Genomic DNA, 20,586 nt, shown 5'->3' with positions numbered 1-20,586 from the left:
ACACCCGTGCGTCCGGCGGCGATGGTAGGCAGGAAGGCATGGACCTTCGGATCTTTGTCGAGCCGCAGCAGGGCAGCACGTATGCCCAGCAACTCGGCGTCGCGCGGGCCGCCGAGGAGGGCGGGTTCGACGCCTTCTTCCGCTCCGACCACTACCTGCGGATCGGCGGCGGGGACCCGGGACCCGGCCCCACCGACTCCTGGGTGACGCTCGCCGGGCTCGCCGTCCAGACCAGTCGCATCCGCCTGGGCACACTGCTGACGAGCGCCACGTTCCGCTACCCGGGGCCGCTCGCGATCTCCGTCGCCCAGGTGGACGAGATGAGTGGCGGGCGCGTCGAGCTCGGCCTCGGCGCCGGCTGGTTCGAGGCCGAGCACCAGGCGCAGGCGATCCCCTTCCCGGCACTCGGTGAGCGGTTCGACCGGCTCACCGAGCAGTTGGAGATCATCACCGGCCTGTGGACGGCCCCGGTCGGCGAGACCTTCGGGTACGAGGGCCGGTACTACTCGGTCACCGACAACCCGGGGCTGCCGAAGCCGGCCCAGCGGCCGCGGCCGCCGATCATCATCGGCGGGTCCGGACCGGCGCGCACGCCGCGGCTCGCCGCTCGGTACGCCGACGAGTACAACGCGGCCTTCAAGCCCGTGGCGGAGGCCGCCCGGCTGTTCGACCAGACCAGGCGGGCCTGCGAGGAGATCGGGCGCGACCCGGGCAGCCTGAAGCGCTCGGTGGCCCTCACGACCTGCTGTGGACGGGACGAGGCCGAGCTCACGCGGCGGGTCGAGGCGGTAGGCCGGCAGCTGCCGGAGCTGCGGGAGAACGGCCTGGCCGGCACCCCCGCGGAGCTGGTCGAGAAGATCGGCGCCTATGCCAAGATCGGCGCGGACCGCGTCTACCTCCAGGTTCTCGACATGGACGACCTCGACCAGATCGCCCTGCTCGCCGCCGAGGTCCGCCCACACGTCTAGGTCCCGGGCAGCGCGAATCCGCCCGGCTCGCGGCCCTTCACGATCACCGCGACCGCGACCGCGACCGCGTCGTCGCGGTCGCGGTCTGGCCGAATCCGCGACCGCGACGACGCGGAGGTGGTGATCTACCGGTCGCTGCTGGCGGGCGGCCGCCCGCCAGCAGCCCTAGCGTCCCGCTGTCGGGCGGAACATGACTAAGACGGTGGGATTCCGGCGGGCGTAGCGGACGGCTGCCCGGGCGGCCGAGCCGGATGCCCACACCATCGTCCACTCGACCGGCACCAGGCTGACCACGCCGGTTACCCGCTCGTAGAGGTCGTCTTGGACGGCGCGCTCGGCGGTGTGCGACGCCTGCGCCACGCCGTCCATCCCGAAGGCGCAGTACATGCCGGAGGTCCAGCGGGCGAACCGGGCCCATCGGTCACGTTCCGCCACGACCACCAGCCTCGAGCCGGTCCGCACCGCGAGCTCGGCTGCCAGCAGGACATCCGCGAGCTCGCCGGGGTCACCCGCGCGCAGACCGACGATCACACTGCTACCGGACGCGACCGCGGTCGCGACCGCTCGGTCCTGCGCTTGCTCCACGGCCCCTCCTCGGGTTGACCGTTCGACCTACTTGAGCCCGATTGTGACGCACCTCATAGGCAAGTGGAAGGCCTAGTGAAGTGCATCTCGTTCGCTGTGTCCATACCCGCATCCGGGACGCGTCAGGCGCGCGGGATCCGCCCGCAGCGCGGTCCAAGGACTCTGGGCGCCTGGGCCTAAAGGCCTAGAACCCACCACATTTCCGTCACGCTCCGTGTCGGATCGAACGGGCATCGCGAATTAGCGACAAAGGTCACCATCGGCGGACATTTTTCGAGCTTGCTTCGATTGGCACCATTCGGGCGGTTGGCCCGCGCGCGGGTGGCCTGAAGGCGGCCGTGGGGGGCGGGAGTGTCCTGAAGGTCACAGCGAAGGGGGGGTCGATGCGACCTGTTCGGACGGCCGCGGCGGTCATGGTCGTGGCGGCGTTGGCGGCGGCCAGCGCCTGCGGCGGGGGCGAGTCCGGCGGTTCGGGCGACCCTGGGCGGACGGTCGACCTCGCGGACTTCACCCCTGGCCCGCCCAAGGGCTGGGACGCGAACGGCTTCAGCGTCGACGCCTCCTCGCTGCGGTGCGCCGGCGCGGCGACCAACCCGACCCGGGGGATCACCGACACCTCGGTCAAGGTCGGCGGGCTCGCCGTCATCACCAGCCCGGCCACCAGCTCGATGGCCGGCATCGACGTCGGCGCCAAGGTGCGCTTCCAGCGGGCGAACGCCGCCGGCGGCGTCGCCGGGCGCACGATCGACTTCGTCGGCGTCAAGGACGACGCGCTGGACCCGGCGCGCAACGGCCAGCAGGCGCACGCGCTGGTCGAGCAGGACCAGGTCTTCGCCGTCGTCCCGGTGGCGACGGTGTTCTCGAACTTCCTCGACGTCTTCTGCGCGCAGCGGGTGCCGTTCTTCGGCTGGGGCATCGGCGGGGGCTTCTGCGACACCGCGAACGGCTTCGGCATCACCGGCTGCCTGCTGCCCGACCGGCCGAAGGTCGACGCGACCACCTGGGGCCTGATGGTGACCTCGGTGCTCGGCCCGGTGGAGCAGGCGAAGACGAAGGCCGTCGCCGTCATCGGGCTGGACACGGACGCCTCGCGCGCGGGCGTCGACGCCGTGGCACGGGGCGTCCGGCTCGCCGGTATCCCCGTGTCCTATGACAAGTCGCCGATCCCGCTGTCCGGCCTCAACGACGCGACCGCGATCGTGGGCGACATCATGACGTCGAACAAGGGCGGTCCGCCGGATCTGGTCATCTTCCCCGGCGACTTCGAGTCGACGACCAAGGTGACCGAGGCGCTCAAGGCCAACGGGTACAAGGGCGACACGATCAACGCCGTCGGCTACGACCCGCGGCTGACCAGCCTCGACGCCCTCGACGGCGCGCACACGCTGCTCCAGTTCGCCGTCCCGGAGGCCGACACACCGGCGATCCGGCAGCTGAAGGCGGACTTCGCGCAGTACGCCCCGGACCAGCCGCTCACCCTGCCGGCGATGGCCGGCTACTGGTCGGCCGACATGTTCGTCGCGGCGCTGACGGCGACGGGCCGCGACCTGACCGCCGACTCCTTCCTGAAGAAGCTCAACAGTGGCGACTTCTCCTACTACGTGCAGGACACCGTCGCGGAAAGCCGGTGGCCGCTCAACCACGCCACGTCCCCGCCGTGCTTCGCGATGGCCCAGCTCAGCCAGCACCAGTACCAGGTCGCTACGAAGCTCACCTGCGGCAGCCTGGTCCCGCTGGCATCCGCGCCCTCGTCGACGCCAACCGGCTGACGCCGCTCGCCGCTGCCGGGCTCCGGCGAACTCGGAGCCGGGCGCCGGAGGTGAGAGGCTGCTCCGAGCTGGAGCTGGAGCCGCGCCGGGATGGCGACGCGTGAGCGAGCGGAGGCGGGCGTGGAGGCCGGAACCGGGCTGGAGCCGGACCGTCGTGGGGTGGCGGTGGTGACCGGGGGCAGCAGGGGAATCGGCGCGGTGACCGCGGTCGAGCTGGCCAGGCACGGGTGGGACGTGTGCCTGAGCTATCGGGCGGACGAGGCGGCGGCGGCCGGGGTGCTGGCCACCTGCGAGCAGGCCGGAGCGCGCGCCGTCGCGGTGCGCGCGGACGTGGCCTCGGCCGAGGACGTGACCGCGCTGTTCGCCGCCGCCGACCGCCTCGGGCCGGTGACGGTCCTGGTCAACAACGCCGGGATCGTCGGCCGCCGGGCCCGCGTCGACGAGCTGGCGCCCGAGCGGCTGGAACGGATGATGGCGGTCAACGTGGTGGGTGCCTTCCTGTGCGCAGGCGCTGCCGTCCGTCGGATGTCCACCCGTCACGGCGGGAGCGGCGGCGCGATCGTGAACGTGTCGTCGGCCGCCGCCCGGCTCGGCAGCGCCGGCGAGTACGTCGACTACGCGGCTTCCAAGGGCGCCATCGACACGATGACCATCGGCCTCGCCAAGGAGGTCGCGGCCGAGGGGGTCCGGGTCAACTCGGTCCGCCCCGGCGTCATCGACACCGAGATCCACGCCAGCGGTGGCCAACCGGACCGGGCGGCCAAGGTCGGCTCCACGGCCCCTGTCGGCCGGGCCGGCACCGCCGCCGAGGTCGCTGCCGCCATCCTCTGGCTCTGCCTTCCCGAGACCTCTTCCTACGTCGTCGGCACCTTCCTGGACGTCACCGGAGGTCGCTGACCCCTCGGAACCTCAGGCCGGGCAGATGGTCGGGCGGATGGGCGCGGCGGCGTGGGGGCGTGGGCGCGGCGGCGGGAACGGATGGGCCCCGGGAGTGCCAGGCGCGGTGGCCCCGGCCAGTGCCGGCGCCGCCGGCCGGGCGAGCGCCGCGGCCGGGGTGAGCACCGTGGGCGCGGACAGGGCCGGAGCCGGCCGGCGGGCTTGAGGCTGGGCCGGCATGGGCTCCGGTACCGACGGCTGACGCGTGGCCTGGCTGGGGATGCGGGTCTGGGCCTCCATCAGGTAGGCCGCGACGGAGCCGGCCCTGCCCTTCACGGTCATCGGGGGCAGCGGCACGAGGCGGGCGCCGTATTCACCGCGCAGCGCACTGGCGGTCGGTTCGGACAGGACGGTCTGGCCGGCGTGGGCGAACGCCTGGAGCCGGGCCGCGAGGTTCATGGTGTCGCCGACCAGGGTGTACTCGCGGCGCGCGTCCGAGCCGAGCAGCGCCGCCGCGACCTCACCGGTGCTCACGCCGATGCCGAGGCCGAAGGGCGCGAGCCCCTCCAGCTCCCAGCGAACGTTGAGGGTGCGCTGCCGCGCATGCATCGCGACCGCCGCCCGCGCGGCCCTGGTCTGGTGGTCGTCCTGGGGGTAGGGAGCGCCGAAGACGGCGATGACGGCGTCGCCCGCGTACTGCAGGACGGTTCCGCCCTCATCGAGGATCGCCGCGTTCATCTCGCGACGGTGCGCGTCGAGGAGGCCCGCCAGCACCATCGGGTCTGCCCGCTCGGCGATCGAGGTGTAGCCGCGGATGTCCGACATCAGCACGGTGACCACGAGGCGCTCGGTGCGCTGGCCGGCGCCGGCGTCGGACCGCAGCTTCTCGGCGAGGCCACCGGGCAGCAGCCGGGACAGCGCCTCGCCCTGCTCCTCGCGGCGCACGATCGCGGCATGCAGCAGCCGGAGCTGCCGCAGCGCGCCGGACCGACCGTTGCTGGCGCCCTGAGCCAGTCGGAGCAGCGTCGCATCGATAGCGCTGTTCACCGCTTCCGGTGTGTCGCCGCGGCGTTCGGCGATCACCCGGATCGACCGGCCCTCGGCGACGTCGCGCAGGAGTTGTGCCTGGTCATCGCTGAGGTCGGCCGCGTCGCGAACCGGGCTGAGTACGGCGGCGACGATCTCCGGGTCGAGCATCGACGAACCGGCTGCCACCTCCCGGATGGCCCGCACCAGGATCTCCGGATCGGCTAGGCGCTCCTTGAGCAGGTAGGCACAGCCACCTGCGTCGGCGCCGGCCAGCAGACCGATCGCATACTCCGGCTCGTCGTACTGGGAGAGCAGCACCACGCCAGTTCCAGGCGCGTAGTGACGGATCTCGCGGGCGGCATCGACCCCTTCATCGGAAAAGGTCGGCGGCATCCGGATGTCCGTGACCACGACCCGCGGTCGGCGAGTGCGGGCAAGTTGGACAAGCTCGTCTCGGTCGGCGGCGACGCCGACCACGGTCAACCCAGGCACCCGGGCGAGCAACGCCCGCACCCCGGCTCGGACGATCAAGTTGTCGTCCGCAAGCAGCACCCCGATCTGCTCCATGGTGCTAATTCAGCCCTGTTGGTGACCCGATGCACAGGGCGGTGGGACCACCGGCACGGTGGTGCCAGCACCACATTCCTTTTGGGGATGACTCGTGGACATCGGTTCGCGGCGTCCCGTCGCCCGGTAACCGCACTGTCCCAACGCGAACGGGCAAATCGGGCGAGGGCGGCGACCGGTAGCCGCCCCGCGTGTTCCGGCGAACCTTGGCACCAATGGGGTAATTTGCCCGTTCTTGTTGTTACTGGCCGATCGGCACTTCGATCGGCACTGGAGTGCGGTCCTGAGGGAAGATCGTCCGCGAGCCCGCGCTCTGGCGTAGCAGGCGCGCTACGCTCCGGCAGAGAGTTTGGGGTGGCGAGTTTCCTTGATGGATGTGACGGACCGCTTGGACCTGGCCGAGGGGTCAGCAACCGGGGCGGACCGCGTACACCAGGACCACATCGGGGTGGTGGCGCTGAACAGCGAGACCGACTACGCCGCCCGTGGCTGGCTGGAGACGGTTCCCGACCCAGCCGTCGCGGTGCGCGCGGATGGCAAGATTGCCGCGGTGAACGCCCGCGCCGCCGCGCTGCTCGGTTACGCCCACGATGACCTCATCGGCCAGCCTGTAGATGCGATCGTCTCCGACGGGCTCGCTGCCGTTGGTCTCCGCCGGGACGCCGCCGAGCCGGGTGACCCGGCTCGGCTGGAGGATCTTGGTCGGGTCACCGGGGCCGTGGCGCACGACGTCAACAACCTGCTGTCGGTGATCAGGAACTATGCCGTGTTCGTCGGTGACGCGCTGGACGCGGCCGCCGAGGCCGACCGGACCGCTCGGGACGCCGGCGGCCCGGTCGACTGGGAGGCCCTGCGCCACGACGTGGCGCAGATCCAGCACGCGGGCGAGCGGGCGGCCGAGCTCACGGCCCAGCTGCTGGCCGTCGTCCGCCGCAAGCCGGCCGAGCTCGGCGCCGTCGATCTGTGCGCGGTCGTCCGCGAGACGGTCGGCATGCTGCGCCGCCCGCTCGGCGAGCGGATCGACGTCCGGGTCGAGCTCGACGACGACCTGTGGCTCGTGTCCGCCGACCGGGCGAGGCTGGAGCAGGCGATCATCAATCTGGCGATGAACGCCCGCGACGCGATGCCGCAGGGTGGCACGCTGACGGTGACGGCCGGCAACGTCGTGCTCGGCGGCCCACCGGAAGCGGCGCCGTCCTCCCCGTCCTCCCAGGCCTCTGCCGCCTCCGTGGCCTCCTGGGCGCCGGCGGGAGGCGCCGAGCCGGCCGGCGACCAGGAAGTGGGCGCGGACCTGCCAGGGCGGCGTTTCGTGAGCCTGTGGGTGACCGACACGGGCACCGGGATGACGCCGGCGACGCGGGCGCGCGCGTTCGAGCCGTTCTTCACGACCAAGCCAGAGGACTCCGGTACCGGTCTCGGCCTCGCGGTGGTCCACGACGTCGTCACCCAGGCCGGTGGCGAGGCTCAGATCTCCTCGGCGGTCGGCCTCGGCACCACCGTCAGCCTGCTACTACCCGCCTGCGATCCGCCCGGGCCGCGCGGACCCGCGGTGACCAGGGCGACGGCCGGCGAGCCGGCCCGCCTGGAGGAAACGGCCTGGTCCGCGACCCCACTGGCGTCCCCGCCCGGGGACTCGGCGGCCCCGGACGCGCTGTGGATCTGTCATCGACGGCTCGACGGCGCGCCGTCCCGGTCCGCCGGCGCCCGCCGTTCCCGCGTCCAGTCACCCGCCCCCTCGACGGTCTCCCGAGGCGCCGGCGCCCGTCCGTAACCGTGCCTCGGTGCCTCGGTGCCTCGGTGCCTCGGTGCCTCGGTGCCTCGGGATCCGGGACGTCGTGGAACTCGCCTATTGGGCTTCCTGCCGAGGGATGGCCGAGACCAGTGCGGTGTCGACACCCACCGGCCCGAGGTCCGCGGCGCCGCCGGGTTCACGCAGCGGGGCCGGCCGGCCAGGCAGCGGCTGGTAGAAGAACGCCGTCGCGTCGGTGGCGTGGGTGCTGTCGGGACTGGCCGGATCGAGGTCGCGGTCCCAGGTGATCGCGTCCACCGGGCAGCTGCGCGCGCACGCGCCGCAGTCGATGCATTCCTCGGGGTGGATGTAGAGCTTGCGCTCACCGGTATAGATGCAGTCGATCGGGCAGTCGTCGACGCAGGAACGGTCCATGACGTCGACGCACGCCTCGCCGATCACGTAGGCCATCGCTACCCGCCGCCTAGAGCGCCAAAGGGTGTGCGAAAATGATCTTCTTTCGCGCACCTGGAGGCCGTTGTCCCCGGGATCATTACCGGGAGGTCTTCTGGTAGGTCAGAGACTCGGCGGCAGCGCTCGCGGCGGCGACCCCGGCCTGCCGGCGCGGCAGCACGTTCGCCGCCGTGCCCTGGTCGCCCGCCCGCCCGCCCGCGCCCTTGCCCGTGGCCCCTCGCTCGGCGTGCAGCGGCCCGGTGGCCTCGATCCAGGTCCCGCCGCGTACGCAGCCGACGGGGGCCAGCCGGCGCTCGCCCGCGATCGTCTCGAAGCCGTCGGAGAAGGCGGCCGGCCCTTCCTCGACCCGCAGCACGCTCACCTCGGCCGGGCGGCCGACGTCCAGGGTGCCCAGCTCCGCGGAGCGGCGGATCGAGGCGGCGGGATTCACCGTCGCCATCGCGATGACGTCCGCCAGCGAGGCGCCCAGCGACCAGATCTTCGACATCGTCTCGGGCAGCGAGTAGACCGGCCCGTCCTCGTTGAACAGGTTGAGGTCGGTGCTGACCGTGTGCGGCGGGTAGCCCAGGTCGAGCAGCGCCCGCGCGGCGGCGAACCGGAAGTCCGAGCCGGAGTGGCCCACGTCGAGCCGCACCCCGCGCGCCACGGCGTCGGCGAATACCGGGTGGACGGCCGTCCCGTCGTTCACGAGCGCGCCGGAGTGGCCGCGGAACGCGTGCGTGACGATGTCGCCGGGGCGCAGCGCCGCCAGCGCGTCCAGGTTCGTCAGGCTCTTGGTGTACGGGTACTTGCCCAGGTGGATCATGATCGGCAGGTCGCCGGCGATGGACTTGGCGCCCTCCAGGAACGGCGAGACCCGGGCGTCCTCGGTGGTCGTCGCCCGGACCTTGAAGCCGACGACATAGTCCCTGTGCTCCTCGATGGTCGCCGCGGCGGCGTCCAGGTCGAGGTTGCGCGGGTCGTTGGCGATCTCCAGGCGGTGGGCGATGAAGTCCTTCGTCGCCAGGTAGAGCAGGCACGGGTCCATGAACGCGAGCACGCGGGTACGGACCCCCGGACCCTGCGCGAACGCGCGTGAGATGCCGAGCGTGCGCACCCCCGAGGTGCCGCCGTCGACCACGACCGGGACGCCGACCTCGACGCCGGCCCGGTCCGGATGCACGCAGAAGTCGCCGAGGCCGGGGTAGACGTGCACGTGCAGGTCGATGAGGCCGGGTGTGACGACGAGCCCCGCGCAGTCGATGACCTCGGCCGAGGCACCGCCCGCCGGAGCCTCCGCCGGTGGCGTCGTGTGCGCGGCGCCGGCGGCGGGGCCGACGGCCACGATCCGGCCATGCGCGCAGACCACGTCCGCGATCATGTCGATGCCGTTCGCCGGGTCGATCACCCGTCCACCGGCGAGAACCGTGACGCTCGCGGCGTCACCAGAGTTCGGGTCGCGCATGTCTCTCCGATCGAGCTTCCCGCCGAGGACCGGCGGCATGGCCGAGGACCGGGCGACGGTGCCCAGAACACATGTTCGCGTCCTCGCGAACCGAGGTCCAAGACGCAAACCCGCGCGGAGCCATAGCCCTTTCCTATAGTCCAGGCAGGGCCGACGAACACTCGTCGGGAAGGGCGGTGCGGTGGCCAGGCAAGGCGGCGAAAGCGCGCGTCCGGCCGGCGCGCAGACGCGGCCATGGCTGGACCTGCGACAGGTGGGGTACTTCGTGGCGGTCGCCGAGGAACGGTCGTTCACCGCGGCCGCGGCCCGGCTGCTCGTCTCGCAGCCCTCGCTGTCCCAGCAGATCCGCGCGCTGGAGCGTCAGGTCGGCACGGCCCTGCTGGAGCGCTCCAGCCGCGGGGTGCGGCTCACGCCGGCCGGCCGGGCGTTCCTGGACGCCGCCCGCGGCCTGATCGCGGACGCGGGCACCGCGGTGACCCGGGCCCGCGCGGCCGCCGGGCTCGACGGCGGCATCCTGCACGTGGCCACGCTGACGTCGCTGGCGACGTGGGTGCTGCCGTCGGCGGTCGTGGCCTTCCGGGAGCGGTTCACCGACGTTCCGCTGCGGATCACCGAGCACCCCGACCGGCTCGGCCTGGAGGAGTTCATGGCCGAGGGGCGCGCCGACCTCGCGGTCGGGGCGCGGCCCCCCGACTGGGCCGGGCCGGTGCGCTGGCTCGGCGACGAGCGCTACGTGCTCGTCGTCCCACCTGGCGACCCGCGTGCCGGCCAGACCGGCGTCCCGCTGAGCGCGTTCGCCGCCGCCGACTGGGTGATGTACGCGTCGGGGCACGGCCTGCGGACCCTGGTGCTGGAGGCCTGCGGCGCGGCCGGGTTCACCCCGCGGGCGGCGGTCGAGTCACGCACCGTGGACGCGGCCGCGCGGCTCGCGGCGGCCGGGGTCGGGGTCGCGCTGGTCCCGAACGTGGCCGTGAGCGCGGACCTCGCGCCGCGCCGGGTCGAGCTGGCCGACGCTCCGGTCGTCGCGGTCGTCGGCTACGCCAGAGCGGCCTTCCCGCCGCGGGCGGCCGCGTTCCTCGACCTGCTCGCCAAGCTTCCGGTCCCCGGGCTCACCCGCCCGTCTCCCGCCCCTCCGGGCTAGCGGATGGGCGTACCGGATCGTGGGCACCGGCCACCGCACCTCGACGCGGCTGGCCCCGATGGGGCTGGTCCCGGCGCGGACGGCGCCGGCGGCACGGCGACCGTCAGCCGACGCCGTCGTGGTTGTCGGCCGGGCGCGGCTGGTAGGCGGCGAGGCCAGGGCGCTGCTCGATGCGGGTATGGGCCACCGGGGGGCGGGGGCCGGCCGGGGCCACGCCAGCGACGCCCGCCAGGAACCGCCCGGTGCCTCCTCGCTGATCTGGGCGCCGGTCAGCGCGGCGACCCGGCTCAACCGGTCGGTCCTGGCGCCCGCGTCCCTGGCGGCGTCGGGACTCGCCGCGGCCGACATGGGGTCGGGCATCACGTGCAGCGTCAGCGCCAGGCCCTCGTTGCCCGACCGGATGGTCACGGCGGCGTTCGCGGCCGGCCGCAGCGGGTCGCTCTCGAGCAGCAGGATCTGGAGGGCGCCCAGCAGCTCGGCGATCTCGGCGCGCGTCGGCGCCGGGTCGCCGACCTCGATCACCGTCTCCAGCGTCCGCGTGAGCGGCCCGTGCACCCGGCTCGCCAGCGCCGACTCCAGGATCATTCGAGCGTCGTTGCTGGCCCGGAACGCCGGCGGCGGCAGGCGCAGCGTGGTGATGGCCCCGCGCAGCTGAGCCTCCACGTCGGCCAGCCGCTCGGCCTCCGGCCCGGTGAGGGTGCGGCGCACGGCGGAGCAGGCCAGCAGCACCGCCGTGAAGTCCTGGATCGGCCCGTCGTGGAAGACGTCGCCCAGGTGGCGCTGCTCGCGTTCCTGGTTGGCGACCATCAGCCGCAGCAGCAGGCGGGCACTCTCACTCACCGGGTCCACCGGGTCGTCCACTGGGGCCGGCGCCGTGGGGGACGCCTCTGGCCGGGCCGGGATGGTGGCCCGCACCTCGGCGGTGGCCACCGGCCTGGTGTCGGGCGGCCTGGTGTCGGGCGTCGAGCGGGGGGGAGCGGAGGCGGACACGGCGATGACGCCGGCCGCCTGCCTGCTGGGCCATGCGCCGCCTGATCCGCCATCCACCACCGGCAAACCGTAACGGCCGGCCGTCGCCCTTTCCATGATCGCAACGGGCCCGGCGGGTGGCGCCTCCCGGCCGGCTGGCGCGGGCTGGCGGGGGTCGCGCGCCGCGCGGGCGGGCGCGGCTCGGACGGTCAGATCGAGGTTCTGGCCGGTCACGACGCCCCTCGGGGACTGTCGACTGGCCGGGGCGTGGGTACCGGGCCGGGCGGCACGGAAGGGATCATGGTGGTAGTAGCGACGACCGTCGCCATCGGGCCGGTCTGCGCCGGTGGCTCGGGTGGGCCGGCGGCCAGTTGCGCCGCTGGTCGGCACGCGCCTCGCAGGCCGTGCACGGCGGTGATCAGGTCGTCGGCGCTGAACGGCTTGCGCAGCACCGCGACATCCCGCGGCAGGTCGTCGTCGATCCCGCCGGTCAGCAGCAGGCAGCGGGCGGGCGTGGACGGGTCCTGCGCGCGCAGCCGCTCGATCAGGTCGGTTCCGCTCCCGGAGCCGAGCCGCACGTCGATGATGAGCGTCTGGTAGTCGGTCGTCGGCAGGGCCAGCGCGTCCTCGACCGAGGCGGCCACATCCACCGAGTGCCCCTCGTGGCGCAGCAGTCGGCTGACCAGCGTCCTGATCATGTCGTTGTCGTCGACGACGAGCGCCCGCGGCTGGGTGTCGCCGGAGCGGGTACCGCTGGGGGCCGCTTCGGGTGCGGCGACGGCTGCCCTGGCCACGGGGCGCCCGATGGCCGCCGTGGGGCCGCTCGTCGCCATCGCCGGCCAGCCCGGCCTGGTCGGCGAGATCATCGAGCCCGCCCGGTGAGCCGGGGCGCGGCGTCCGCGCGGGTGGGGCCAGCGGCGCTCCTGGCCGCGCGGCTCCGGCCGGCACGGCTCGCGGCGGGGCGGCTCGCGCTGGGGCGCCACAGCTCCTGCTGACCCAGTGGCTGAGTTCCTACGGCTCGCACCAGCTCACCTCGCTCGCCTCGGCACACCCCGATGTCCACCGAACGGTCCACCGAACGCCCGCCGGTCGTCCTCGCGTGTCCCGTACGCGCGCGACGCCCGAGGACACCGTTGCGCCAAGAGCTCTGGCTGACAACCCCACGTGTGTGCCCATGTGGGATCGGCGTGACGGAGACGGGGCGGTGAAGTCGTAACGGTAATGGATCGGCTACACCATACGGCAGCCGTGCCAGCCTCGACATCCCGCTCGCGAGCCGCGGCGGCGCGCTCGCCGACGCCCGGCCGGATTCGTCAATAGGGACGTTCGGTCCTACCGCCCTGATGGCGGATCTAGCTCAAGCGGACGCAATACGGCAGACTGCCGGTGACCTGTCTCACATCCTGTCTGGCTCGAACGTGCCGGGTGGCCGCCGTGCCGCCCGGGTCCCCGCCGGCCTTCCGGTGCGTTCCCGGTCGGCCGCTCCAGCCGTCCAGGTCGCTCGGTCTCGGACGTCGACATCCCGCCCGTGGTGGATTTCGTGGCGCGACGGAGCGGTTTGCCGGCCCGCGGCGCGCGAGATGGTTGTTGAGTCAACGTTCTACCTCGGACCGCTCGCGCCCGGAACGGTCCGCGCTCGAAAGGACGGAGGCAGCACCCCGATGATCAGCACGATGCAGGACGTGCCGCTGCAGATCCGGCGGCTTCTCGATCACGCCACCACCGTCTTCGCCGACCAGAGGATGTTCACGGCGCAGCCCGGAGGCGGCCTGGTCGAGGCGACCTTCGCCGAGGCCGGCGCGAACGCGGCCCGGCTCGCGCACGCGCTGGTCGAGCTCGGCGTCGCCCAGGGCGACCGGGTCGCGACGCTGATGTGGAACAACCAGCAGCACGTCGAGACCTACTTCGCGGTGCCCTCGATGGGCGCGGTGCTGCACCCGCTGAACCTGCGGCTGCCCGGCGAGCAGATCGCCTTCATCGCGAACCACGCCGAGGACAAGGTCCTGCTCGTCGACCACACCCTGCTGCCGCTGGCCCGCGCGCTGCTGCCGGCGATGAAGACCGTCGAGCACGTCGTCGTCAACAGCCCGGCCGACGCCGGCACCGATCTCGACGCCCTCGCCGTCGCGGCCGGTCGGCCCATCGGCGTCCACGACTACGCGGGGCTCATCGCCGGGCGCCCGGCCGAGTTCGGCTGGCCGGACGTGGACGAGCGGTCGGCCGCCGCGATGTGCTACACGTCCGGCACCACCGGCGACCCGAAGGGCGTCGTCTACAGCCACCGGTCGATCGTCCTGCACTCGTCGGCGTCCGCCCTGCCGTCGATGATCAACCTGTCGGCGGCCGACCGGGTGCTCTCGATCGTGCCGCAGTTCCACGTGCTCGCCTGGGGCCTGCCGTACATCGCCTTCCTCACCGGCGCCGAGATGGTGCTGCCCGGCCCATTCCTGCAGGCGGAGCCACTGGCGAAGATGATCGAAGCAACCCGGCTGAACAAGGCGGCCGGCGTGCCGACGATCTGGCAGGGCCTGCACGCCTACGTCACGGCCAACCCGGGCGCCGCGGACATCTCCTCGCTCAAGGAGGCTCTCGTCGGCGGCGCGGCCTGCCCACCCTCGCTGATGGAGGACTTCGACCGGCTCGGGATCACGATGCTCCACGCCTACGGCATGACGGAGACGTCGCCCCTGGTCACCGTGGCCCGTCCGCCGGCGGGCCTGAGCCCCGAGCAGGCCCTGCCCTACCGGCTCACTCAGGGCCGGTTCGCCGCGAACGTGGCGGCTCGACTGGTCGGCGCGGACGGCTCCGAGCTGCCGTGGGACGGCCGGAGCACGGGTGAGCTGGAGCTGCGGGGCCCGTGGATCGCCGGCGCCTACTACGGCGTCGACGACGCCGGCAAGTTCCACGACGGCTGGCTGCGCACCGGCGACGTGGGCCACATCAGCTCCGAGGGCTATCTCACGCTCACCGACCGGGCCAAGGACGTCATCAAGTCCGGCGGTGAGTGGATCTCGTCGGTCGAGCTGGAGAACCTGCTCATGGCGCACCCCGCGATCGCCGAGGCGAGTGTCATCGGGGTGCCGGACGAGCGCTGGGGTGAACGCCCGCTCGCCCTCGTCGTGCTCCACCCCGACACGGAAGTGACCTTCCCCGAGCTGCGGGAGTTCCTGTCCGACAAGGTCGCGCGCTGGCAGCTGCCGGAGCGGTGGGCGGTGATCCCCGAGGTGCCGAAGACGTCGGTCGGGAAGTTCGACAAGAAGCGCCTCCGCCAGCAGTACGCCGTCGGCGACCTGCTGGTCGAGACGATCGCGACCAGCTGATCTACGCCGGGCCTCCCCGACTGGCCGGGGAGGCCCGGGGCTGGCTTCGTACCCATCGCGCCTGGGGATGCCGATTGGATAGCTTGGGCAGCCGGAGCGGTGGGGGAGGCTGGCGTTGGGCGTCATCTACCTGGTGCGGCACGGCCAGGCGTCGTTCGGGTCCGCGGACTACGACGTGCTCTCCGAGCTCGGCTACCGGCAGGCGGCGCTGGTCGGCGCGGAGCTGCGGGCGCGCGGCGCGCGGGTCGACCTCGCCGTGAGCGGTGCTCTGCGCCGCCAGCGGGAGACCGCCGCCGCCGCCGGTTGGTCCGCGGACGTCGAGTCCGACAGCCGGTGGAACGAGTACGACCAGGACTGGATCATCAACCGGCACGCGGACGTGGGCGGCGCGCCGGTGAACGCGGGCCAGCTGCCGCCGTCGCGGGGCATGTCGTCCCGCGCCTACCAGGGGCTGCTGGACGTGGCCCTGTCGGAGTGGATCGCGAGCGCGGACGCCGGGCCGGGCAGCTACGTGGCGTTCAGCGACGCGGTGGGCGACGCGCTCGACGGGCTGCTGCGCCGGCTCGACTCGGGCGCCGCCGCGGTGGTCTTCTCCTCCGCCGGACCGATCGCGGCGATCTGTGCGCGTCTGCTCGACCTGCGTGTCGACGGCATCATCTCGCTCAACCGAGTGATGATTAACGGAAGCATCACCAAAGTCGTCTCTGGTCGCTCGGGGACGAGTCTCATTTCGTTCAACGAGCACAGCCACATTGACGCAGCGGGCCGCGAGTTTCTTAGCTACCGCTGACAAGCGGGCATACCCTGTTCGCTGAGTCGGCGTGGCCGGGCTCAGCGAGCCCGCGCCCGTGGCCGGCGGCGATGCCGGCCGGCGGCCGGCGGGCAGGTGGGGAGGTGCGGCTCGTGACGGTGGCATCAGAGTCGACGGCACCAGGGTCGACGGCACCCGGATCGGCCGGACGGGTCGGCCCGCCAGCCGGCCGGGAACCGGTTCATTCGCGGCCGGCGGCGACCCACGAGGTGCGCAATCAGCCGCCGCCGCTCGGCGACCACGACGTCGCGGACGACCCGGTGCTCGTCGAGGGCGTCGAGCGGGAAGGCGCCGGCTACTACCTCGACGACTTACACCGGCTCGGGTGGCTGGCCGGCTCGGAGCAGGCCGCCCGCTGGGGCGACGAGGCGAACCGCTACCCGCCGGAGCTGCGCACCCACGACCGGTACGGCAACCGGATCGACGAGGTCGACTTCCACCCGTCCTGGCACGCGCTGATGGACGTCGCCGTGCGCGAGGGGTTGGCGGGCTCGGCCTGGGGCAGCTCACGCCCCGGCGTGCACGTCGCCCGCGCCGCCGGGCTGCACGTCTGGAGCACCGTCGAGCAGGGACACACGTGCCCGGTCTCGATGACCTACGCCGTGATCCCCGCGCTGCGGGCAGCGCCCGACTTATCGAGAGCCTACGAGAAACTGCTCACCAGCCGCGTCTACGACCCGGGCCTGAACCCGCCGCTGACCAAGCTGGGCCTGATCGCCGGCATGGGGATGACGGAGAAGCAGGGCGGCTCGGACGTGCGCGCCAACACGACGGTCGCCACGCCGCACCCGGACGGCGGCTACCGGCTGCGCGGCCACAAGTGGTTCACGAGCGCGCCGATGAGCGACCTGTTCCTGGTTCTCGCGCAGGCGCCCGGCGGGCTGTCCTGCTTCCTCGTCCCCCGGGTGCTGCCGGACGGCAGCCACAACACCTTCCGGATCCAGCGGCTGAAGGACAAGCTCGGCAACCGTTCCAACGCCAGCAGCGAGCCGGAGTTCGACGACACCGTCGGCTGGCTGGTCGGTCCCGAGGGGCGCGGCGTCCGCACCATCATCGAGATGGTCGCGATGACCCGGTTCGACTCGGCGCTCGGTTCGGCCAGCGGCATGCGCGCCGCCCTCATCCAGGCGCTGCACCACACCCGGCACCGGTCCGCCTTCGGCGGGCTGCTGATCGACAAGCCGCTGATGCGCAACGTCCTGGCGGACCTGGCGCTCGAGTCGGAGGCGGCGACCACGCTGGTGCTGCGCCTGGCCGGCGGGATCGACCGGAGCACGCGCGGCGACGCGGGCGAGCGCGCCTTCCTGCGCCTGGCGACGGCGCTGGCGAAGTTCTGGATCTGCAAGCGCCAGCCGGCGTTCGTAGCTGAGGCGCTGGAATGCCTGGGCGGTAACGGCTATGCCGAGGAGTCGCCCATGCCGCGGCTCTACCGCGAGGCGCCGCTGAACGGCATCTGGGAGGGCGCGGGCAACGTCAACGCCCTCGACGTGCTGCGCGCGCTCGGTCGGGAGCCGGAGGCGTTCGCCGCCTACCGCGCCGAGGTGGAGCTCGCGGCCGACGGAGACAAACGGCTCGACGCCGCGTGGTCCGCCGTGCGCGCCGATCTGGATGAGCTCAGAGGGCTCGGTCCGGACGACCTTGAGTTCGGCGCCCGTTCGCTGGTGGAGCGGCTCGCGTTGGTTCTGCAGGCCTCGCTGTTGGTCAGGCACGCGCCGGCCGCCGTCGCGGACGCCTTCTGCGCCACCCGGCTCGGCGAGGCCGGTGGCCGCGTTTTCGGCACCCTGCCCCGAGGCACCGACGTCGAGGCCCTCATCGCCCGGGTCCCGCCTGCCACCCGCGGTTGAGCGGTTGAGCGGCTGAGCGGCTGATTCCGCGGCTGGGCCGCGGCCTGACGCTTCGCGCCAGCCTGAGGCTGGCGCGAAGCGCGGTCTCAGTGCTCGTCCCAGCTCCAGCGGAAACCGACCACCGCGTGGTGGACGGCCGGCAGGAACCGGTGGACCGTGCCGTCGGCGGAGAGTGCCGCCGGCTCCTCGTCGACGATCAGGCCACCCTCGTGCGTGCTCCACACCGTCCAGCGGAGGTCCCGCGGCGGGTGGTCGGGGTCGAACTGGATCAGGATGTCGACGTTCTCCGTCTTGGCCCGCGCGGCGCGGCGTACCTCCTGCGTCGGCAGCCCCGCCGGGTAGCGGGCGAGGAGCTCCAGCGCGTGCCGCTCGCCCCGGCCGAGCGTCCGGTCGAGCTCGACCTCGACGAGGGTCAGCCGGGAGCTGTACGCGTGCCGGGCTCCGGGCGTACCGCCGATGAGAACCTCGCCGGCGGTCGCGTCGGTGCGCAGCACCCACGGATAGATCCCGACACCGTCTTCCTGGGCGGAGATCACCTGAAAGGTGTGCTGCTCGACGAGCGAGCCGGTCGCGTCGAACCGGTAGCGCTCGAACACCGCGACGGTGCGATGTCGCTGCGGCATGATCATCGCTGGTCCGCCGCGCAGCGTGCCGGAGCTCGTGTCGACGCCCGGGTCGGTGAGGCCGGCGAACGCCGCCCACAGCCCGGCCTCGTGCCGGCGCATCCCGAACGCCTCGATGAACCACTCCATCGTCTGCGCCGAGATGCGGCCGCCGCCGAGCGCTCGGCTTACCCGGTCCTTGAGCGCCCGGTCGAGCTCCTGGTCCTCCTCGGAAACGACGCCGGCATTCCACAGGTATTCGGCGATCACCCGGGCGACCGCGGCGAAGCTGGGCTCCTGTGCGCTCGCCCGGCGTACCCGGGACTCCCACATGCGGCGGTACTCGGCGGTGCCGGTCAGCAACTCGCGCAGCAGTCTCCCGGCGCGTTCGCCGGTTGACAGCGCCTCGTCGCCGGCTATCCCCGCCTGCCCGCCGGCCGGGCTGTTCTGCTGGGTGGTGCCGGTGGACGGCGGCCTTGCGCCCCCGCCCTCGTCACCGCCCGAGCGCGGATCCGGCGACGGTGCCGCCGGCCAGGCTCCGGTGACTGTTGGGTTTCCAGTTCCCACGCCCCACCCCTCCCGATAGCGCTGCGTGGTCGGTTAGCAGTGGGCGCCTCGTGGCGCTGGCCGCGTGGCCCGCGCGGTTTGCATGGCTCTGCGTCACCGACGGCCCTCACCGCCTGGCATGCGCCACCGTGAAGACACCCAGCCTGGACAGTAGTGCGTCGGCGGTTTCCGTCATCGTCGGCATGTCCATTACCAGCGGGTATGTGTGCTGCTGGCTACGGATGGTGATCTTTTGCGCGGTTTTGAGCGGAAGGCACCTCGGTGAGGGCTACCTGGCCGGTTCGGCCTGGCCTCGCTCGAAGCACGCAGCGTGGCTGCGCGAACGCGATAGCAAACTCTTTTTGCTTACCTTCAGTAAACATTCTGGGAGTCGGTGGCGGGTGCCCCGGCGCGCGACGCCGACCGCCTCCCGCCCTTGATCGTGGCGGAGTGTAGCCGGCGACGGAAAATGCCGGCTGGGCATGTGGAATCGGGAACGCCCGTCGCCGCGATCGGCGGAGCGTCTTTCAGGCCCCGGCGGCGGCGTCGGTGGCGGCGGCGTCGAGGGCCTGGCGGAGGTCGGCGACGAGGTCGTCCGCGAGCTCGATGCCCACCGACAGCCGGACCAGGTCGTCGGGCACCGCGAGCGGCGATCCCGCTACCGAGGCGTGCGTCATCCGGCCCGGGTGCTCGATCAGCGACTCCACGCCGCCCAACGACTCGGCGAGCGTGAACAGCCTGGTACGCCGGCAGATCTCCGCGGCGGCACTGGCGCCGCCGCGGGCCCGGAACGACACCATGCCGCCGAAACCGCGCATCTGCCCGGCGGCGACCTCGTGCCCCGGATGCGTTGGCAGGCCCGGGTAGCGGACCTCCGCGACTCCAGGATGACCGACGAGCAGGTCGACGACGGCGGCGGCGTTCGCGCAGTGCCGGTCCATCCGGACCGCCAACGTCTTGATGCCCCGCAATACGAGCCAGGAGTCGAACGGGCCGGGCACGGCGCCCGTCGCGTTCTGGAAAAACCGAACCCGCTCGCCGAGCTCGGGGTCGTCGACCACGACCGCTCCGCCCACGACGTCACTGTGACCGCCGAGGTATTTGGTGGTCGAGTGGACGACGGCGTCCGCGCCCAGCGCCAGCGGGCGCTGTAGATACGGCGAGGCGAAGGTGTTGTCGACGGCGAGCAGGGCGCCGGCGCCGTGGGCGAGCTCGGCGAGCGCCGCGACGTCCGCGATCGACAGCAGCGGATTGGTCGGCGTCTCGCACCAGATGAGCCGCGTGCGACCGGTTCCGCCGGACCCGGTGGCCCAGGCGGGCCCGCCCCCCGCGCCGGCACCACCCACACCACCCACACCGCCGGCCTCGCCGGTGAGGCCCGATCCCGCCGGTCCGTCGCCGGGGCCGAGACGCAGCGCCGCCTTGACGGCATCCAGGTCCGACAGGTCGACCGGGGTGTACTCCAGGCCCCATTCCGCGTAGACGCGGTGGAACAGCCGGAAGGTGCCTCCGTACGCGTCGAGGGGAATGAGGACGTGGTCGCCCGGGCGGCAGACGGCGCGCACCAGGGCGTCCTCGGCGGCGAGTCCCGAGGCGAACGCGAGCCCTACCCGGCCGCCCTCCAGCGCCGCGAGCGACGTCTCCAGCGCCGCCCGCGTCGGGTTGCCGGAGCGGGCGTACTCGAAACCGGCCCGCAGCCCGCCGATCCCGTCCTGCGCGAACGTCGACGCCGGGTGGATCGGGACGACCACGGCCCCGGTCGCGGAGTCCGGCTCCTGGCCGGCGTGTACCGCGAGCGTCTCGAAACCGCCCCAGTCGCGCCCGCCGCTCCCGTTCGCCTGGCCGTCCTCCGGCCGGCCGTCCTCCGCGTTCCCATTCACGGCGCCGCCGGAGGCACGGCGGGGGCCGACGG

The 20,586-nt window shown here is 73.0% G+C and carries 16 protein-coding genes; 9 read left to right on the top strand and 7 right to left on the bottom strand.

Features of this window, described 5'->3' with window-relative positions:
* Nucleotides 1-38: 38 nt before the first annotated feature.
* On the top strand, nucleotides 39-968 hold the full coding sequence (locus FRCN3DRAFT_RS0204095; RefSeq protein ID WP_007508588.1) for an LLM class F420-dependent oxidoreductase: 930 nt from the start codon (nucleotides 39-41) through the stop codon (nucleotides 966-968).
* A 165-nt stretch (nucleotides 969-1,133) separates the two neighbouring features.
* Here FRCN3DRAFT_RS0204095 and FRCN3DRAFT_RS0204090 read toward each other — a convergent pair whose 3' ends face one another.
* A complete protein-coding gene (locus FRCN3DRAFT_RS0204090) occupies nucleotides 1,134-1,553 on the bottom strand; it encodes a hypothetical protein (protein ID WP_007508589.1) in 420 nt (139 codons plus the stop codon).
* Nucleotides 1,554-1,936: 383 nt separating this feature from the next.
* On the opposite strand from FRCN3DRAFT_RS0204090, the gene FRCN3DRAFT_RS0204085 reads away from it, so the two are divergent.
* Entirely contained in the window at nucleotides 1,937-3,322 is a 1,386-nt protein-coding gene (locus FRCN3DRAFT_RS0204085) for an ABC transporter substrate-binding protein (protein WP_007508590.1), read from the top strand.
* Nucleotides 3,323-3,412: 90 nt separating this feature from the next.
* Nucleotides 3,413-4,219 (top strand): SDR family oxidoreductase, encoded by an 807-nt coding sequence (locus FRCN3DRAFT_RS0204080; RefSeq protein WP_007508592.1) that lies wholly within the window; start codon nucleotides 3,413-3,415, stop codon nucleotides 4,217-4,219.
* Between the two features lie 12 nt (nucleotides 4,220-4,231).
* Here FRCN3DRAFT_RS0204080 and FRCN3DRAFT_RS42560 read toward each other — a convergent pair whose 3' ends face one another.
* Nucleotides 4,232-5,794 (bottom strand): adenylate/guanylate cyclase domain-containing protein, encoded by a 1,563-nt coding sequence (locus tag FRCN3DRAFT_RS42560; RefSeq protein ID WP_106410135.1) that lies wholly within the window; start codon nucleotides 5,792-5,794, stop codon nucleotides 4,232-4,234.
* A 376-nt stretch (nucleotides 5,795-6,170) separates the two neighbouring features.
* Between FRCN3DRAFT_RS42560 and FRCN3DRAFT_RS49145 the strand changes: the two genes are divergently transcribed.
* Entirely contained in the window at nucleotides 6,171-7,565 is a 1,395-nt protein-coding gene (locus tag FRCN3DRAFT_RS49145) for a sensor histidine kinase (RefSeq protein WP_051466125.1), read from the top strand.
* 75 nt (nucleotides 7,566-7,640) lie between these two features.
* Here FRCN3DRAFT_RS49145 and fdxA read toward each other — a convergent pair whose 3' ends face one another.
* Nucleotides 7,641-7,994, bottom strand: coding sequence for a ferredoxin (fdxA, locus tag FRCN3DRAFT_RS0204065; RefSeq protein WP_007508598.1), 354 nt, complete (start codon nucleotides 7,992-7,994; stop codon nucleotides 7,641-7,643).
* Between the two features lie 82 nt (nucleotides 7,995-8,076).
* Complete coding sequence (locus FRCN3DRAFT_RS0204060; RefSeq protein WP_007508600.1) at nucleotides 8,077-9,441, bottom strand: amidohydrolase/deacetylase family metallohydrolase; 1,365 nt, start codon at nucleotides 9,439-9,441, stop codon at nucleotides 8,077-8,079.
* 253 nt (nucleotides 9,442-9,694) lie between these two features.
* Between FRCN3DRAFT_RS0204060 and FRCN3DRAFT_RS0204055 the strand changes: the two genes are divergently transcribed.
* Nucleotides 9,695-10,582 carry a LysR family transcriptional regulator gene (locus FRCN3DRAFT_RS0204055; RefSeq protein ID WP_232793915.1) on the top strand — a complete coding sequence of 296 codons (888 nt, stop codon included), beginning with the start codon at nucleotides 9,695-9,697 and terminating at the stop codon, nucleotides 10,580-10,582.
* A 1,199-nt stretch (nucleotides 10,583-11,781) separates the two neighbouring features.
* Here the strand turns inward: FRCN3DRAFT_RS0204055 and FRCN3DRAFT_RS51015 are convergent.
* A complete protein-coding gene (locus FRCN3DRAFT_RS51015; protein WP_232793914.1) occupies nucleotides 11,782-12,249 on the bottom strand; it encodes a response regulator in 468 nt (155 codons plus the stop codon).
* Between FRCN3DRAFT_RS51015 and FRCN3DRAFT_RS55870 the strand changes: the two genes are divergently transcribed.
* The 4 genes from FRCN3DRAFT_RS55870 (at nucleotide 12,248) to FRCN3DRAFT_RS0204030 (ending at nucleotide 17,526) form a co-directional block, all read left to right on the top strand.
* Nucleotides 12,248-12,433: a hypothetical protein gene (locus FRCN3DRAFT_RS55870; RefSeq protein ID WP_232793913.1), complete on the top strand. Its 186-nt coding sequence runs from the start codon at nucleotides 12,248-12,250 to the stop codon at nucleotides 12,431-12,433. The two genes, FRCN3DRAFT_RS51015 and FRCN3DRAFT_RS55870, sit on opposite strands and share 2 nt — an antisense overlap.
* Nucleotides 12,434-13,212: 779 nt before the next feature.
* Nucleotides 13,213-14,871 carry a long-chain fatty acid--CoA ligase gene (locus FRCN3DRAFT_RS0204040; RefSeq protein ID WP_007508608.1) on the top strand — a complete coding sequence of 553 codons (1,659 nt, stop codon included), beginning with the start codon at nucleotides 13,213-13,215 and terminating at the stop codon, nucleotides 14,869-14,871.
* A gap of 115 nt (nucleotides 14,872-14,986) precedes the next feature.
* Nucleotides 14,987-15,661: a histidine phosphatase family protein gene (locus tag FRCN3DRAFT_RS0204035; RefSeq protein WP_007508610.1), complete on the top strand. Its 675-nt coding sequence runs from the start codon at nucleotides 14,987-14,989 to the stop codon at nucleotides 15,659-15,661.
* Between the two features lie 113 nt (nucleotides 15,662-15,774).
* On the top strand, nucleotides 15,775-17,526 hold the full coding sequence (locus FRCN3DRAFT_RS0204030; RefSeq protein ID WP_007508612.1) for an acyl-CoA dehydrogenase family protein: 1,752 nt from the start codon (nucleotides 15,775-15,777) through the stop codon (nucleotides 17,524-17,526).
* Nucleotides 17,527-17,612: 86 nt separating this feature from the next.
* On the opposite strand, the gene FRCN3DRAFT_RS0204025 is transcribed toward FRCN3DRAFT_RS0204030, so the two are convergent.
* A complete protein-coding gene (locus FRCN3DRAFT_RS0204025) occupies nucleotides 17,613-18,695 on the bottom strand; it encodes a hypothetical protein (protein WP_007508614.1) in 1,083 nt (360 codons plus the stop codon).
* A gap of 506 nt (nucleotides 18,696-19,201) precedes the next feature.
* Nucleotides 19,202-20,554, bottom strand: coding sequence for a PLP-dependent transferase (locus FRCN3DRAFT_RS55865; protein WP_051466598.1), 1,353 nt, complete (start codon nucleotides 20,552-20,554; stop codon nucleotides 19,202-19,204).
* Nucleotides 20,555-20,586 lie beyond the last annotated feature (32 nt).

The organism is Pseudofrankia saprophytica (assembly GCF_000235425.2).
Classification (GTDB): Bacteria; Actinomycetota; Actinomycetes; order Frankiales; family Frankiaceae; genus Pseudofrankia; species Pseudofrankia saprophytica.
This window is presented reverse-complemented; position numbering and strand designations above follow the sequence as displayed.

What these genes read in the sequence shown, in the direction of transcription:
- FRCN3DRAFT_RS0204085 (WP_007508590.1), top strand. Translation starts at nt 1,937, where the DNA reads ATGCGACCTGTTCGGACGGCCGCGGCGGTCATGGTCGTGGCGGCGTTG.
- FRCN3DRAFT_RS55870 (WP_232793913.1), top strand. Translation starts at nt 12,248, where the DNA reads ATGTCGTTGTCGTCGACGACGAGCGCCCGCGGCTGGGTGTCGCCGGAG.
- FRCN3DRAFT_RS0204095 (WP_007508588.1), top strand. Translation starts at nt 39, where the DNA reads ATGGACCTTCGGATCTTTGTCGAGCCGCAGCAGGGCAGCACGTATGCC.
- fdxA (WP_007508598.1), bottom strand. Translation starts at nt 7,994, where the DNA reads ATGGCCTACGTGATCGGCGAGGCGTGCGTCGACGTCATGGACCGTTCC.
- FRCN3DRAFT_RS0204040 (WP_007508608.1), top strand. Translation starts at nt 13,213, where the DNA reads ATGATCAGCACGATGCAGGACGTGCCGCTGCAGATCCGGCGGCTTCTC.
- FRCN3DRAFT_RS0204080 (WP_007508592.1), top strand. Translation starts at nt 3,413, where the DNA reads ATGGCGACGCGTGAGCGAGCGGAGGCGGGCGTGGAGGCCGGAACCGGG.
- FRCN3DRAFT_RS42560 (WP_106410135.1), bottom strand. Translation starts at nt 5,794, where the DNA reads ATGGAGCAGATCGGGGTGCTGCTTGCGGACGACAACTTGATCGTCCGA.
- FRCN3DRAFT_RS51015 (WP_232793914.1), bottom strand. Translation starts at nt 12,249, where the DNA reads ATGATCAGGACGCTGGTCAGCCGACTGCTGCGCCACGAGGGGCACTCG.
- FRCN3DRAFT_RS0204060 (WP_007508600.1), bottom strand. Translation starts at nt 9,441, where the DNA reads ATGCGCGACCCGAACTCTGGTGACGCCGCGAGCGTCACGGTTCTCGCC.